General features: G+C 36.6%; 17 protein-coding genes. 7 read left to right on the forward strand and 10 right to left on the reverse strand.

The features are described 5' to 3' along the window. The first annotated feature begins 1 nt into the window (after nucleotide 1). Nucleotides 2-601: an alpha-ketoglutarate-dependent dioxygenase AlkB family protein gene (locus M899_RS14515; RefSeq protein WP_021272229.1), complete on the forward strand. Its 600-nt coding sequence runs from the start codon at nucleotides 2-4 to the stop codon at nucleotides 599-601. On the opposite strand, the gene M899_RS14520 is transcribed toward M899_RS14515, so the two are convergent. Both M899_RS14520 and M899_RS14525 read right to left on the reverse strand, forming a co-directional pair. Beyond that, nucleotides 591-1,511 carry a cation diffusion facilitator family transporter gene (locus tag M899_RS14520; RefSeq protein ID WP_021272127.1) on the reverse strand — a complete coding sequence of 307 codons (921 nt, stop codon included), beginning with the start codon at nucleotides 1,509-1,511 and terminating at the stop codon, nucleotides 591-593. The genes M899_RS14515 and M899_RS14520 overlap by 11 nt on opposite strands. Before the next feature lie 15 nt (nucleotides 1,512-1,526). Next, nucleotides 1,527-2,459: a LysR family transcriptional regulator gene (locus M899_RS14525; RefSeq protein WP_021272139.1), complete on the reverse strand. Its 933-nt coding sequence runs from the start codon at nucleotides 2,457-2,459 to the stop codon at nucleotides 1,527-1,529. 150 nt (nucleotides 2,460-2,609) lie between these two features. Here M899_RS14525 and M899_RS14530 point away from each other — a divergent pair, with 150 nt between their 5' ends. After that, nucleotides 2,610-3,083, forward strand: coding sequence for a hypothetical protein (locus tag M899_RS14530; RefSeq protein ID WP_155897229.1), 474 nt, complete (start codon nucleotides 2,610-2,612; stop codon nucleotides 3,081-3,083). A gap of 26 nt (nucleotides 3,084-3,109) precedes the next feature. Here M899_RS14530 and hemN read toward each other — a convergent pair whose 3' ends face one another. Beyond that, nucleotides 3,110-4,444, reverse strand: a complete 1,335-nt coding sequence (gene hemN, locus M899_RS14535) for an oxygen-independent coproporphyrinogen III oxidase (RefSeq protein ID WP_021272240.1) — start codon at nucleotides 4,442-4,444, stop codon at nucleotides 3,110-3,112. Nucleotides 4,445-4,488: 44 nt separating this feature from the next. Next, nucleotides 4,489-5,193 carry an arginyltransferase gene (locus M899_RS14540; RefSeq protein ID WP_021272111.1) on the reverse strand — a complete coding sequence of 235 codons (705 nt, stop codon included), beginning with the start codon at nucleotides 5,191-5,193 and terminating at the stop codon, nucleotides 4,489-4,491. A 165-nt stretch (nucleotides 5,194-5,358) separates the two neighbouring features. Here M899_RS14540 and M899_RS14545 point away from each other — a divergent pair, with 165 nt between their 5' ends. Next, nucleotides 5,359-5,691 (forward strand): high-potential iron-sulfur protein, encoded by a 333-nt coding sequence (locus M899_RS14545; protein WP_021272170.1) that lies wholly within the window; start codon nucleotides 5,359-5,361, stop codon nucleotides 5,689-5,691. A 390-nt stretch (nucleotides 5,692-6,081) separates the two neighbouring features. Here the strand turns inward: M899_RS14545 and M899_RS14550 are convergent, their stop codons facing one another. Further along, nucleotides 6,082-6,681: a tRNA-uridine aminocarboxypropyltransferase gene (locus M899_RS14550; protein ID WP_021272181.1), complete on the reverse strand. Its 600-nt coding sequence runs from the start codon at nucleotides 6,679-6,681 to the stop codon at nucleotides 6,082-6,084. 218 nt (nucleotides 6,682-6,899) lie between these two features. Between M899_RS14550 and M899_RS18450 the strand changes: the two genes are divergently transcribed. Continuing rightward, nucleotides 6,900-7,049 carry a hypothetical protein gene (locus tag M899_RS18450; protein WP_021272097.1) on the forward strand — a complete coding sequence of 50 codons (150 nt, stop codon included), beginning with the start codon at nucleotides 6,900-6,902 and terminating at the stop codon, nucleotides 7,047-7,049. A 5-nt stretch (nucleotides 7,050-7,054) separates the two neighbouring features. Here M899_RS18450 and M899_RS14555 read toward each other — a convergent pair whose 3' ends face one another. Next, nucleotides 7,055-7,525: a hypothetical protein gene (locus M899_RS14555; RefSeq protein ID WP_021272177.1), complete on the reverse strand. Its 471-nt coding sequence runs from the start codon at nucleotides 7,523-7,525 to the stop codon at nucleotides 7,055-7,057. Then, nucleotides 7,525-8,376, reverse strand: a complete 852-nt coding sequence (locus M899_RS14560) for an endonuclease I family protein (RefSeq protein WP_021272099.1) — start codon at nucleotides 8,374-8,376, stop codon at nucleotides 7,525-7,527. Before M899_RS14560 ends, M899_RS14555 begins: the two co-directional genes overlap by 1 nt. A 148-nt stretch (nucleotides 8,377-8,524) precedes the next feature. Here M899_RS14560 and M899_RS14565 point away from each other — a divergent pair, with 148 nt between their 5' ends. Next, nucleotides 8,525-9,541, forward strand: coding sequence for a 3-oxoacyl-ACP synthase III family protein (locus tag M899_RS14565; RefSeq protein WP_021272172.1), 1,017 nt, complete (start codon nucleotides 8,525-8,527; stop codon nucleotides 9,539-9,541). Between the two features lie 31 nt (nucleotides 9,542-9,572). On the opposite strand, the gene M899_RS14570 is transcribed toward M899_RS14565, so the two are convergent. Continuing rightward, entirely contained in the window at nucleotides 9,573-10,190 is a 618-nt protein-coding gene (locus M899_RS14570; RefSeq protein WP_021272149.1) for a hypothetical protein, read from the reverse strand. An 89-nt stretch (nucleotides 10,191-10,279) separates the two neighbouring features. Beyond that, the gene (locus M899_RS14575; RefSeq protein ID WP_021272191.1) at nucleotides 10,280-10,972 is read right to left on the reverse strand and encodes a VC0807 family protein; all 693 of its coding nucleotides are present in this window, start codon (nucleotides 10,970-10,972) and stop codon (nucleotides 10,280-10,282) included. Nucleotides 10,973-11,101: 129 nt separating this feature from the next. On the opposite strand from M899_RS14575, the gene M899_RS14580 reads away from it, so the two are divergent. After that, complete coding sequence (locus tag M899_RS14580) at nucleotides 11,102-12,385, forward strand: S8 family peptidase (RefSeq protein ID WP_021272146.1); 1,284 nt, start codon at nucleotides 11,102-11,104, stop codon at nucleotides 12,383-12,385. A gap of 52 nt (nucleotides 12,386-12,437) precedes the next feature. Here the strand turns inward: M899_RS14580 and M899_RS14585 are convergent, their stop codons facing one another. Beyond that, on the reverse strand, nucleotides 12,438-12,755 hold the full coding sequence (locus M899_RS14585; RefSeq protein ID WP_021272236.1) for a type II toxin-antitoxin system CcdA family antitoxin: 318 nt from the start codon (nucleotides 12,753-12,755) through the stop codon (nucleotides 12,438-12,440). A gap of 246 nt (nucleotides 12,756-13,001) precedes the next feature. On the opposite strand from M899_RS14585, the gene M899_RS14590 reads away from it, so the two are divergent. Then, nucleotides 13,002-13,286 (forward strand): hypothetical protein, encoded by a 285-nt coding sequence (locus M899_RS14590; protein ID WP_021272219.1) that lies wholly within the window; start codon nucleotides 13,002-13,004, stop codon nucleotides 13,284-13,286. Nucleotides 13,287-13,354 lie beyond the last annotated feature (68 nt).

Here is a 13,354-nt window from a genome sequence, read left to right on the forward strand (position 1 = left end):
TATGCGCGACTTCTTCTTAAATGACGATTATCAAGTTTTATGTGATAGAGACGGAGAATTAAGGATCTATCACGATTTTTTTGATAAAGATTTTTTTAAAGTTTTACATGAATCTTTAAAGTGGCAACAAGATCAAATAACTCTATATGGTAAAACCCATAATGTTCCAAGACTTCAGTCGTTCTATGGAGATGAGGGGATTTCATATTCTTATTCTGGCATTAGGCTCAAGGCGAATCCATGGACTTCGGAACTTGAGGCCATAAAATCAAAAATTGAAGAAAAGACGACATACTTTTTTAATGCTTGCCTTTGCAATCTATACCGCCATGGAGCAGATTACGCCGCTTGGCACTCTGATGATGAACCTGAACTTGGTCGAAATCCTGTGATCGCATCTGCGAGTTTTGGAGAGCAAAGAAAGTTTGTATTAAAGCATAAATTTGATAAGGGTGTGGAGCCTATAGAAATCAATATTCCTGATCGAAGTCTGATTCTTATGCTTGGCCCTCTTCAACACAATTGGAAACACCAATTAAATAAGACGGCCAAGAAAGTTGATCCTAGAATTAATCTAACGTTTAGAAAGATTATTCTTTGATCATTTCACAATGAAAATTTTCTGATTCGAATTCTACAGTGCTCTCACCAACATGGTGGTCTTTTAGAATTTCTCTAATTTTTAGTTTTATTTCATCCAGTTTAACGACTGTTAGCGTGTCCGTAACAGCTACGTGGAAGTTTAGTACATGGTGGGCCTCATCAAGTGACCATCCTTTTACTGCATGGACGTCTTTCACTTCGGCTATGGCCTTTATACTTTTGATAATATCTTCCATTTCAAGACCATCTGGAAATTTTTGTAAGAGGATTTGACCAATACCAATCATATTTTTGTAAACACCTCTTAAGATAATTAAAGAGATTAAAATTGAAAGAATGGAATCCAGTATAAACCAAGGTTTAAAAAATAGAACGATACTTACAATTAGAACTGCACACCACCCAAGAATGTCTTCAAGTAGATGGAACATAACCATTCGCTGGTTAAGGCCATCATCTTTTGAAAGGCGATACGCCGCAATACCATTTACCACAATACCGAGAATGGCCAAGATAAGCATTCCTTCGTGTTTAATAGGTGTAGGGGCCATAACTCTTTCAATGGCCTCTTTGATTACAAAGACAGATCCTAGAAAGAGGATAAGCCCATTGATGAGTGCAGAGAGAACTGAAAATCTCCTATGGCCATAAGTATATTTATTGTCGGCGGCCTTTTTAGAATATTTTTCGAAGAAAAAACTCATGAGTAAGGCCATACTATCGCCAAAATCGTGTAATGAATCTGAAAGGATCGCCATACTACCTGTGTACAATCCTCCGATAAGTTCGATGATTGCAAAGGTAAAGTTCAAAAAGAAAGCGATTAGAATATTTTTCGAGCCATGGTGGTGATTGTGCCCGTGTCCGTGACTATGACCATGACTATGTCCGTGATGATGTGATCCCATTGTTTCCCTTTTTATTTAGCTCAAATAGATGACGCGCTTTTGTAATGATTCTAGCAGAAACTTTGTAAAATTGCTTGCGGCAAGTCCCATAGTTTTTCCACCTAAGTAGGCCATGTTAATTTCGTTAAACAAGGGTGCTCCTGGTCCTTTTATGACTTCTATGTCCTTTCCTTGGTCAAGAAGCTTTTTTACCATGTGCATTGGTAGCACACCTGCGCCAAGACCAGAGAGAATGACTTGGGCCATTCCTTGAACATCCATAAGGTGCGCTTTAAGATTAAACTTTGGAGTTTTCCCGTCGTAATGGTGTTGGAACCATTGCTTTAAAATTGGTGCTCCTTCAATATAGTCAACAAAGTCCAATTCTAAGAGTGTTGCGTACGTTAATTTCTTTTTTAAATTTTTTGTCTTTAAATATTCACTACTCGCACAAAGTACAAGGTGCTCGCGAGAAATATTTTCAGTCAGAATTCTTGGGCCAAAGTTGAAACTATCTACAATTGCAAAATCTAGTGTCCCATTATTTAAATCATCTTGGAATTGGGCCGCGTGACCATATTTAATTTCAAAACTCACATGCTTGTATTCTTTTGACCAAGAAGCAATGATAGGTAGGATTACGTTATTTCCAAATTCTATGGGCAGGCCAATCGATATTTTTCCTTTAAGAGTCGTTTTTGTATCCGTTAATTGTCTTAATTTTTCTTCTAATTCAAATAATAGAGGAGTGACATTTTCATAGAGTTCTTTTGCAAAAGGAGTTGGGATGATTTGTTTATTGATGCGATCAAAGAGCTTCTCTCCAAGTGCGCTTTCAAGGTTTTGGATATGCTGGCTTACCCCTGGTTGAGTCATGAAAAGCTCAGTTGCTGCTTTGGACATATTTTTTACAGAGTAGACTCTTTCAAAAACTCTTAGTGAAGGGATGGATATTTGATCTATAAGCATTGTAATTACGACCAGTTAAGGTTTATTTTGTTATTATATCACATCATAAGTAAAACTTATCAATCACTATTAAATAATATAATTTTTACTAATTAAAAAAGAATTATAGATATGCCTCACTTTTTAAATGAATCTGATGAGGATATTTCCATGTTTAAAGCAACACTTATGATTTCTATTTTTTCAATGATGATGATCTTCTGCTCTTTTGCTGGCGAGCTTCAAACTGTAAACGGTAGATTAATTGATGATTTAAAGATGGTTGGTAATATCAAAAAAATGATTGTTACAGACAGAGAGAGAACAATCAAATTAGCAAATGACTATATTGAAACTGCTAGTTGTGTTGATGGTGAATTTAAAATTAAAAAAATTGGTGCAGGTCACTTTGAATTACGCGAAGTTGTTCGTTGTAATAAATGGGTAGACGAGACTGCGGATGTTTATTCTTGTCCAAAGATCTTCAGCCCTGTTTGTGGTGTTCCAGTTGTTCAAGAATGTGAAGATGATTTTATGTGCGAAAAAAGCATGCCGCGAAGTGTGACTTTTGGCAATAATTGCGAAATGTACGCGGCAAGAGCAGTTTTTCTCCATGAAGGTGAGTGTGAAGAAGGGAGCCTATAAGGCTCCTTTTTTTTTGTCTATTTGACTTACAATGATTGGCTAAACGTTGTTTTTATCTCTTGTTCACGCATTCTATAATCGAAAATATGAGCTATATTCCTTAGAAAAACTTTACCTAAAGCTGTTATACTCCAACAGTCTTCATTTCTTTCAATTAACTTTTCTTCTATCATCGCTTCCAATTGAGTAAGAATATCTTTTTGGTAAGGTAGCTCTTTTAAATCCTGAGACATAAAAAACTCATTACACATGATACTTTCTATAATCGCCTTTGTTTTAACATCAGCATTAGTATGAAGATGTGAGACTGAATTAGGTATTTTATTGGCCTCTATCATTTCATAATAATCTTTTACATCTTTTGTATTTTGATAAAAGCCCACTGGAGATTCTGAAATACTAGAAACTCCAAGCCCCAAGAGAACATCGGACTTTTTATCAGTGTGGCCCATAAAGCTTCTAACCAATCTTTTTTCATTCTTGGCCTTGGCAAGATAATTATCTTCTTTTGCAAAGTGATCCAACCCAACTTCAATCATTCTATTTTTTAAAAAGATTTCTTTTCCAGCTTCAAAGAGCTCTCTCTTTTCAAGGCCAGAGGGGAGGGACTCATTTGGAATAAGTTTTTGGTTTGAAAATTTCGAAGGTAAGTGAGCATAGCTGTAAAAAGCGATCATATCAGCACCAAGTTCAATCACCTTGCTGATAGTATCTTCAATACTTTCTTTTGTTTGATAGGGAAGTCCATAAATCAAATCAAAGTTAATTGAAGGGATTCCTCTCTTTCTTAATTTATCAACGAGGTCTTTTACAAGCTCAAATGGTTGTTCTCTATTTATGGCCTTTTGAACTTTGGGATCAAAATCTTGAATCCCCATGGAAACTCTTTTGAAATTGAATTTACTTAGAACATCTAGATGTTCGTTTAAGCAAGTTCTAGGATCAATTTCAATGGAGTTAATACTAATAGTCTGATCACCTTCTAGAATACTTTCTAGTAGAAAGTTAAGATCCTCTGGTCGCAAAAATGTAGGTGTTCCCCCGCCAAAGTGTATGGTGTGAATCTTTGGTCGAAAACCTAATCTTTTTTTTATAAGATTCCACTCTTTAATCAATGCTTCAACGTATGTAAGACCTTTGTCTTTATTTTTAGTTATGAAGCGGTGGCAACCGCAGTAGTAACAAAGCTTTTCGCAAAATGGTATATGGATATAAAGATCGAGCCCACTGTTGGTATTGTATACTGATCGAATAGAGCTGAACCAATCAAACTCGTTGAGTTCCTTATTCCATGCGGGTGTTGCTGGATAGCTAGTGTAGCGAGGGATAGCGACATTGTATTTTTTTATTAGATTTTCCATACTCGCAGTATGGAAAAATATCAGCTAAAAAAAAATGAGCTACATCACTTTTTTTCCAGTTCTTTCCAAGAGAAATCCAGCCAGTCCATGATTTCACTTTTGTTAAACCCATCTTTATAGCTCATAAAGTGATTCTCTTTTACCCAATAACCTAAGTAGTAGTAGGAGAGGCCTTTTTTTTGAGTGAGTTCAATTTCTTTCAATGCGCCGTAAATTCCTAGTGATCTTTTTGAGTAAGCAGGATCATAAGTGAAATAAACACTACTTAAAGCATCGCTCGATTCATCCAGAATACCGCAAGCGACAAGTTGACCCTCAAGTTTAAACTCCAGCAAGAAAGTATTGGTCGAGAGAGAAAAGTGGATGTCTTTGAACATTTGTTCTGATGAAATTTCACTGCCGGCAAACCTACCTTTAGAGTGTTTTACATAAAGATCATAAAGCTCTTTGCGATAGAGGAGAGGTTTTTTTTCAATAGTAAGATCTTGATTTTTTTTTAGTATGCGTCGCTGGTTTTTATTAGGAGTAAATTTATCGACAACAACACGAATCGGGATGCATTTGCGACAATTGTTACATTCAGGTCTGAAGTAGTACCAACCAAACTTTCTCCAACCGTGAGAGAGTAAGTGCTCGAGTTCAACATCTTCTAGTTCTACTGCAAAGAAATAGTGGTGCCTTGCCTGTAAGTTTTTGATGTACGGACACTCTTCTTCTTCAGAGATTGTTGGAGGGCGGATTATTTTCATACTTTTATTATAGCAAATTATCGAAATTATACATGTTTGAATAGTCAAACAAAAGTAGGGTAAGTGTCTGTAATAATTAAGCTTACCTGATATAGATCAAGGTTTACAATTGTTTGAAATGTTAGCATGAGGGGGAGATTTGTAAAACATTGTAGAGGAGTTAATATGGATTCAAAATTAAATAGAAGATCACTTTTTAAGTCAGCAATGCTTGGTCTAACAACTTTTATCGCAGTTCCTAAGGCCTTTGCTGCTGCTTGTGCTGTATCGCCAGAGCCAGCTGGAAAAAAAGTTGCAAAAAATAAAGAAAGATTGGATTACGTTGTAAATGCTGATGATGCCAAGGGAAATGCTAAATATAAAGCAGGTGACAACTGTGCAAATTGTAAGTTCTATAAGGCCGATGCAGGAACACCGGGTTATGGAAAATGTCCGATGATGGCCAACAAATATGTTTCGGCCTGCGGATGGTGTAAATCTTACGCAAAAAAAGCATAATTCTTTTCTAAAAAATTATTTCATCTGGGCCCCGTTTCTTACATGGGGCCTTCTTTATTCTAATGAATTCCATTGGTTAAAAATGACCCTTGAGTTTTGCTAAATAAACTTAGGAAATCTTTATGTTTTAGGGCTTGATTGTGAAGAAATTTTCACTATTCTATAGGTAGGTAAAAAGATGGCAGCTTTTTATCTCTCCGAAGTATAGAGAAATCTATACTGACTCCGTCACCGAAGGGAAACCACTAACCTGGTTTCCCTTTTTTTTTGGAGGCGGCATCCGCAGGAGCGGATGACGCCGAACAACTTCGAGTGGAGCTGGAAGCGTAACGAGAATCAGGCATCCGCAGGGCTTCTGTCGCCGAACAACTTTCAAGCGAGCACAGAAATCTAACAATAGTTTTTCTTAAAAACCTCTTCACCCATGAGCTCAATTTGTTTATTAATCATAAACTCAAAAGCACTCAATAGAGGAGAGTAAGAAACGTCATCAAAGTTTTCACCTAGAACGTTGACACACTCTAATGTGGAAATACCACCTTTGACATTACTCTTTCGAATTCGATAATTGGAAGCATGCTCTGGAGTAAGCTTTATAGCATTTAAAGAATGTAGCTTTTTAGTTTCAAAGAATATTTTTTTGGCCTTGTTCCATGTTCCATCAAGAATGATGAAGTACATAGACTCAGGATTTATTTTTGTAATTGAAGAGATTTCTTCACTTCTTTCAGTGGGAAATACAAGATAAGCATTCTGCGAACAAAAGTGATCAAGGATTTCGCAATGATCAAAATTTTCACCATCGAGTACGGTAATATTACTTAATGAGAGTTCACAAATTTTTACTGTTCCAAGGGCATGCTTGGACTCACTCTTATGTCTTAGAATGAGAAAGTGTAATTTGTTAGGGATTGCCCTTATGGATTCGCATAAACATGTCGGTAATGGACGATCACACTTTGGGCAAAGCTCTCTCTTTTTTTTCTCCATGACGTCTTGTACAAAAAAATCAAAATGAAATCAATCTTAATAATTTCAGAATGTTAAAATAGGTATTATTTGGCCGTAGTTTGACAGAGTAGACTATAAGATGGTAAAGTAAATAAGTTTGATTTGGTCGCGAGGGTTGCACAATAAGATGCTGACAACTAAGACTTTTCGAACTCGGGCATGATCGCCGCAGACAATTGAATATTCAGGAGGGTATGATGAGCTTAAAAGAAAGACTCAGATTAGAAGAGATTGAAACAAATGCATTATTATCTGGTTCAAGACTACCGGTTAAAGAAAGTGCAGTTAAAGAAGAAAGTGCTGAGATTGCACACACAGAAGAAGAATCAAAAATAAAAGTTCAATAAATCTTTTAGCGGAGTCCAGATTTCACACAGCTTGTGAGTCTGGAGTCCCCTTGATCAAACTCATTTTGACATTTTAAAATCAAGTTATCTGTATATGTTTTGCATTCATCATCAGTGTTAAATTGGCCGGATGTCTTTTTGTCCATACAATAGAAAATTGAATGTTGCTCAATTTCAACAAATTGATCCTTAGTATCTACCGTTTTTATTTCTTGCTTTTTGACTGGGGCTTTTTTTACAGGTGCATTGTAGCTACTTTTTGGTCTACCACCATTCTTACTGTCTTGTTCACGCAGTTTCTTATAATACTCTAAAACGGCCATGCGTCTTTTTTCTTCAGGGGAAAGTAGATTGTTGTCATTTGAGTTTTCAATATCTGAAAACGTACTTGTAGGGCCAGTGGATTGTCTTTTAATAATCTGGCGTTGTGAGCATGAGTAAAGAAAAATGAGGGAGAGGCAAATAAATATTCTCATTAGAAATCTTTAATCTTGCTCACAAGTGATTGGTCATCAATAAATGGATTACGATTTTTTTGAATTTTGAAAATGGCCTCGTTGCGAGCGCGTTCAAATTCATCAACAGGATCTTCGGTATTCCATTGTCTAAGAAATTTCTCTTCGTATTCAGGAATATCGATTTTGAATCTTACTGAAAAATAAAAAAGAGCTCTTGCAACATTTCCTCTGTGCTCAGGAGGAGGTTGGAAACCGACAATAGATGTTCCTTGAATCGTCCCTTTAGAAGAGTCTGTACATGAGCTTGATACCACACGACCATTTACCATTCCAAAGTTGTGATTACTTCTCGTCGAATTGGCCGGAGAATATACTGGGTACAGGTGGTGAAGGTCAGTTTTTTGCGTATTTATATTTTGTGATTTGTTGAATTTGCTCTGTGGCCAAGTGTGCTCACAATTCATAACTTGCGGGTTTGGAATTCTATATTCCCCAACGCCAGATTCTTTGCCATATTCGTGGTTACAATAAACGTCACGAACAATGTTTTTACCATTTTTCTTTTCTAGATGAAGTTCACCGAAAAGATAAGTTCTGGCCTCTTTGTACGATAGATCACTTCTTTGAATAAAGCATACTTCAGTTTCTTCGCATTTGCGTTGAATTTTATCTTGTTCGCCTTCTTTCTCGATATGATACGAACTTAAGATGTCATATAAACTTTCTTTGAGTTTATCATCTCTTAATTCATCTTGCTGATAGGCCTCTAAAAAATTTTGAGGGTAGTAAGATTGCTCTTGCAGATTTGCAAGAGAGTAACTAGCTGGCACCATGGCCAATAAGATAAATAAAAGTCTAGGCCTAGACATGAAACACTTCCTTCCTTGGAATATATTAAAAATGTTAACATGTTTTTATAGTTTGGCCAATAATTAATTCCTAGTTGCCGATCTGTTTTTGCGATTTGGAAGAGATGATGTAAAATGTAAGAATTCATTAAATATAAGAGGAATTTTTATGAGTTTTAAATCTCGTATTGCTGGTGTTGGTGGTTACGTTCCTGAGAATGTATTCACAAACTATGATATCGAAAAAATGATGGATACAACCAACGATTGGATTGTTCAAAGAACAGGAATCGAAGAGCGTAGATGGGTAAGTGAGGATCAATCAACAAGTGATCTTGCTCTTAAAGCAACTGAAGAAGCATTGAATGATGCCGGACTTGATAAGTCCGATATTGAAATGATTATTTTTGCAACGTTGAGCCCTGATCATGACTTCCCTGGTTCAGGTTGTTTCTTGCAAGCAAAATTAGATCTTCCTGGTATTGCTGTCCTTGATATTCGTCAACAGTGTTCAGGATTTCTCTATGCCATGAGTATTGCTGATCAATATATTAAGACGGGTACTTATAAAAATATTCTTGTAGTTGGTGCAGAAGTTCACTCAAAAGGATTAGATAGAACACCAAACGGTAGAGCTGTTTCAGTTCTTTTTGGTGACGGTGCTGGTGCTGTGGTATTTCAAAGAACTGAAGTAAATAATGAGAAAACAGATGGGCATATTCTCGTTTCAAATCTTCATGCAGATGGAGAATATGCAAAAGAGTTGTGGTTACCTGCTCCTGGAACGGGCTTTAATGAAATGGAGCGAATCTCTCAAAAGATGATTGATGAGGGCGCTCATTATCCACAAATGAACGGTAAAACAGTATTTGTTCACGCCACAAAAAGAATGGCAGAAACACTACTTAATTCTTGTAAGCAAGCGGGAGTAGAGCTATCAGATATTGATTTATTCTTATTTCACCAAGCAAATCTAAGAATCAATTCAAAGGTTGCAGAAATTCTCGGAATCCCTGAAGAGAAAATTTTCAATACAATTCAAAAGTATGGAAATACAACGGCCGCAACAATCCCTCTTGGAATGAGAGATGCTATTCAAGCAGGAGCTCTTAAGCGTGGAATGCTTGTGGCCTCGGCCGCCTTTGGTTCTGGTTTTACTTGGGCGTCTTCAATTTATCGTTACTAATAAAAAAGGCCTTCTTACGAAGGCCTTTTTTTTAAATTCTTGCTTCAACGTAGTCGATGACATATTGGCGAAGGGCCAAAATATTTGAGCGTGAAAGCTCATCTGTCATCACGGGATTACTTGGAATGATATCGTAGAGGATATGCTCCATAGTATATTGAATTGTTTGCATACCGACATAGAGATTTAAGAAGAAGGCCATATCTTGTCGTTGATAATAACGGATGAGATCTGCTACATCTTCATGGTTTTCGCAACAAGAACATCCTTTACAGATTCCTTTGTTTTCAATAAAGCTCATATGATTGTGTGCTTGTTCAGCAATGATTTGCTCTCGTTCGCTGGCCTCTGATGAGAATTTATCAATTAGAGGCAGGGCATATTCTGGATTTTCTCTAATGACAACTAAAAGCTCTTCAAAGAAAGTTGCATAGAGTGAAATGAAAATACAATCTTCAATAAGATAATTGAAAAGATCCTCTGTCGTAGGACATGTTTTCTCTAAGTTATCAAATGATTGAAGGGCCATAGTGAATGGAAAATCTGGTTCGCCTTCTAGATCGTGAAAATATCTCGCCAAAATAGTTTCTTTATAAGATTTTTCATCTCTTTTAGCGATGGGATTGATTTGTGCTTTAAATTGAGTCATCGTTCCTTCCTTGTTGCAAAGGGCCTATCGACATTTTACCAAAGAAGGAGCGATGAATTTTTTCTTAATATAGAACCGGCAAAAAGTTCCTATGGGTTTTTAATAACTTCTTCAAACTCCAGTCCAGCAACTGATTTGATGGAGCCTAGAAGTTTAAAAAGAATAAAACCAACCATTATAGTTGTTGGCACCGAAATAACTGGAAAGCTTAGTGCCGTCATTTTTCCTAAGGATTCATTGAATTCAACGCTTCCAGGTTCTCCGACGAGTATTTTTACAGCAAGCACATAGTTTAAAACTGCAGAAAGAAAGAATGTACCTGCAAGATAGAAAGATGATTTACCAAGGCTTTGTTCAAATTCGTCTCTGTGCCCCTTTTCTTCAAATGCTTTATCGATTTTTTCGAGGTCTAGAATTTGACCCATGAAAGTACGAACAAGAGGGTACTTCGTATACTGAGAAATAAGAACGGCCAGACCCATTAGTAGTGGGACACCTGTTTCTTTTGCCACCATCCAATTTCGGTTTAAATTAAACAAGCCTATTCCGCCCGTAAGCAGAACACTCACAAGTCCAAGGCCCGAGAAAAAGTTGACTTTTTTTCTCTTGTAAAAGTCGACAGCGCCATAAATTAGGGGAAAGGCCAGTGCAACGACTAGTCCTAGCTGTTGGCCAAGATACTTGTCTGTACTAAATTTTGTGAGGATTACTGAGGGGATAATAACGTTAATAAGAATATTAACGAGTCCATTTTCTTTCTTTTTTTCTTGTGATTTTTCCATTTAAAAAAAATAAACCTCTAGGTTTTGAAAGTAAAGCATATAACAAATTCTTACAATTAATTGTCAGAGACTGTCCCGACGGTCATTCTATTAGGAATCTGTTAGGAAATTGTTATCAAGGAAGATAAAATGAAAATTACAAGTCTATTAATGTCACTTTGCGTTCTAAGCTCAGTATCTGCAGCAGAGTTTAACGGTTATATTGTTAAATTAAAAAAAGGCAGCTCACTTCTTTCTGAAAAATCTTCACTTGGTTTTGAAAAAGTTCAAGAATTTTCAGGAAAGACTGGTCATTTCGCAGTCATTAAATCAGATCTTGATCTTAGCAATAAGTCATTTGGTGAACTTAAAAATCACCCAGATGTAGAGTATATCGAACCAAATTACATCTATAAAATTAGTCCTGTTTCTGCTGACGAAGTCGCAAGTCTTGCAACTGATGCAAAGTATGGAGACCAGTGGGCCCTTAAAAATACGGGGAAAAACTCTGGTGGTTGGTTCTCTTCAGGTAAGGCCGGAGAAGATGTTAACGCAGAAAAAGCATGGGAAATCTCTAAAGGGTCACGCGACGTAGTTGTTGCTGTAATTGATACGGGTGTTGATCACTCTCACAATGATCTTAAAAACCAAATGTGGACAAATGACGCGGAATTAAATGGTCAACCAGGCGTTGATGATGATGGAAACGGATTTGTTGATGATATCTACGGATATGACTTTGTAAATAATGATGGCGACCCAATGGATGATCACGCTCACGGAACTCACTGTGCAGGTGTTATCGGTGCTTCTCACGATGGTCAAGGGATCATGGGTGTAATGGCCAATGTTAAAATCATGGGTCTAAAGTTTCTTTCAAAAAGTGGGAGCGGTGAAACTATTGATGCTATTCGCTCAATTGAGTACGCAATCCAAATGGGTGCTGATGTTATGAGTAACTCATGGGGTGGAGGAGAAGAATCTCAAGCTCTAAAAGAGGCCATTGAAAAAGCTAATGAAGCAGGAATTATCTTTGTTGCTGCAGCTGGAAACTCTTCTGCTAATAATGACAGAACAGCATCATTCCCAGCAAACTACGATGTTCCAAATGTAATTTCTGTAGGAGCTATGGGCGGTAATGGAAAGAAGGCAAGCTTCTCTAACTACGGTGCATCTTCTGTTCACGTATTTGCTCCAGGTGTAAATATTCTTTCAACTGTAACTAACAATAGATACCAAAAAATGAGTGGAACTTCTATGGCAGCTCCTTATGTTTCAGGTCTAATGGGTCTATTAAAGACAGAAGCTCCAAACATGTCTCCAGCTGAAGCTAGAGAAGTTCTTATGAGATCAACTGTTAAAAATGGTCTTCTTGATAGAACTTCTATTACAGAAGGACGTGTTGATGCTTACGAATTGCTAAGAAGCCTATAAGAATTTCTTCCTATATCGTATAAAAAAGAGGCCAAGTTTTACTTGGCCTTTTTTATTTCTTTTTTAGTCTTTTTTGTATGTCTTTAAGTGCACTTTGTTTTTTTTGAATCAATTCCTCTACAAATTTATTCAGAGCTTCTTTTAAATAAGGTTCAAAGTCTGAATCTGAAAATTGTGTTTCTTCAAAAAGTTGCATATAGATTTTCTTCGTCTGCTCAGTCACAGATAGAGTGATGGTGTGGGCATTGAGTTCATCTTCTAATGCCTCTCGAACTATGGCACTTAGATTTAGGCCTTTGGCATGAACTTTTTCATGTTGTTCTTTAGAAATAATAATATTGACTCTCTTCATCTCGGTATCACGACTCATAAGATCTCCAGTGTGTATATTATTATCGGTCGTGTGTAGATGTTAATTTAGCTTTTTTAAATTATTGAAAATACTTAGGTTGATGAATAAAGTAGGCAATTCTATAGGTGCAGGGATTCCTGTTTGTTGTGTCTATAATATGTATCAACTTATTGAAATGTGTACGTATGTGTATATTTTAAGTTTTTATACACACTCAATTCTTTTTTTCTGGCAAACTGATTTTAACAAGGCAAGGGGGACCTAATGGAAAATATGATTTTTGATCTCGATGTTACTTTTTCAAGCAAGTGTTTAGGTGAAGCGAGGGACAATAATATTTCAATTAGTGAAATGCTTAGAGCGATTGCAATTGGTGAAGTAGAAAGGCTTGATCAGGGAAGATTAACTTTTACATATAAGGGAATTGAAGTTCAGACAAGTTCGTCAGGGATTGTGGCACTAAATGTAAGGAGGTTAGATGCTAATATGAATCCGTGGCTAGAAATTGTTCGCGGCACGTATTTTACAAATGAACTTCAGCTTAATTAGAAAAAAGGGTCCCTGTTGGGACCCTTACTTTTTAGGCCATATTGTTTGTTCTTTTTTTGGCGTATTGT

This window comes from Bacteriovorax sp. BSW11_IV (assembly GCF_000447755.1).
In the GTDB taxonomy this organism is placed as follows: Bacteria; Bdellovibrionota; Bacteriovoracia; order Bacteriovoracales; family Bacteriovoracaceae; genus BSW11-IV.

Excerpts from the sequence above, each read along its gene's own strand:
- M899_RS14515 (WP_021272229.1), top strand. The coding sequence starts at position 2 with ATGCGCGACTTCTTCTTAAATGACGATTATCAAGTTTTATGTGATAGA.
- M899_RS14520 (WP_021272127.1), bottom strand. The coding sequence starts at position 1,511 with ATGGGATCACATCATCACGGACATAGTCATGGTCATAGTCACGGACAC.
- M899_RS14590 (WP_021272219.1), top strand. The coding sequence starts at position 13,002 with ATGGAAAATATGATTTTTGATCTCGATGTTACTTTTTCAAGCAAGTGT.
- M899_RS14525 (WP_021272139.1), bottom strand. The coding sequence starts at position 2,459 with ATGCTTATAGATCAAATATCCATCCCTTCACTAAGAGTTTTTGAAAGA.
- M899_RS18450 (WP_021272097.1), top strand. The coding sequence starts at position 6,900 with ATGAGCTTAAAAGAAAGACTCAGATTAGAAGAGATTGAAACAAATGCA.
- M899_RS14530 (WP_155897229.1), top strand. The coding sequence starts at position 2,610 with ATGTTTAAAGCAACACTTATGATTTCTATTTTTTCAATGATGATGATC.
- M899_RS14555 (WP_021272177.1), bottom strand. The coding sequence starts at position 7,525 with ATGAGAATATTTATTTGCCTCTCCCTCATTTTTCTTTACTCATGCTCA.
- M899_RS14565 (WP_021272172.1), top strand. The coding sequence starts at position 8,525 with ATGAGTTTTAAATCTCGTATTGCTGGTGTTGGTGGTTACGTTCCTGAG.
- hemN (WP_021272240.1), bottom strand. The coding sequence starts at position 4,444 with ATGGAAAATCTAATAAAAAAATACAATGTCGCTATCCCTCGCTACACT.
- M899_RS14575 (WP_021272191.1), bottom strand. The coding sequence starts at position 10,972 with ATGGAAAAATCACAAGAAAAAAAGAAAGAAAATGGACTCGTTAATATT.
- M899_RS14545 (WP_021272170.1), top strand. The coding sequence starts at position 5,359 with ATGGATTCAAAATTAAATAGAAGATCACTTTTTAAGTCAGCAATGCTT.
- M899_RS14540 (WP_021272111.1), bottom strand. The coding sequence starts at position 5,193 with ATGAAAATAATCCGCCCTCCAACAATCTCTGAAGAAGAAGAGTGTCCG.
- M899_RS14570 (WP_021272149.1), bottom strand. The coding sequence starts at position 10,190 with ATGACTCAATTTAAAGCACAAATCAATCCCATCGCTAAAAGAGATGAA.
- M899_RS14580 (WP_021272146.1), top strand. The coding sequence starts at position 11,102 with ATGAAAATTACAAGTCTATTAATGTCACTTTGCGTTCTAAGCTCAGTA.
- M899_RS14550 (WP_021272181.1), bottom strand. The coding sequence starts at position 6,681 with ATGGAGAAAAAAAAGAGAGAGCTTTGCCCAAAGTGTGATCGTCCATTA.
- M899_RS14585 (WP_021272236.1), bottom strand. The coding sequence starts at position 12,755 with ATGAGTCGTGATACCGAGATGAAGAGAGTCAATATTATTATTTCTAAA.
- M899_RS14560 (WP_021272099.1), bottom strand. The coding sequence starts at position 8,376 with ATGTCTAGGCCTAGACTTTTATTTATCTTATTGGCCATGGTGCCAGCT.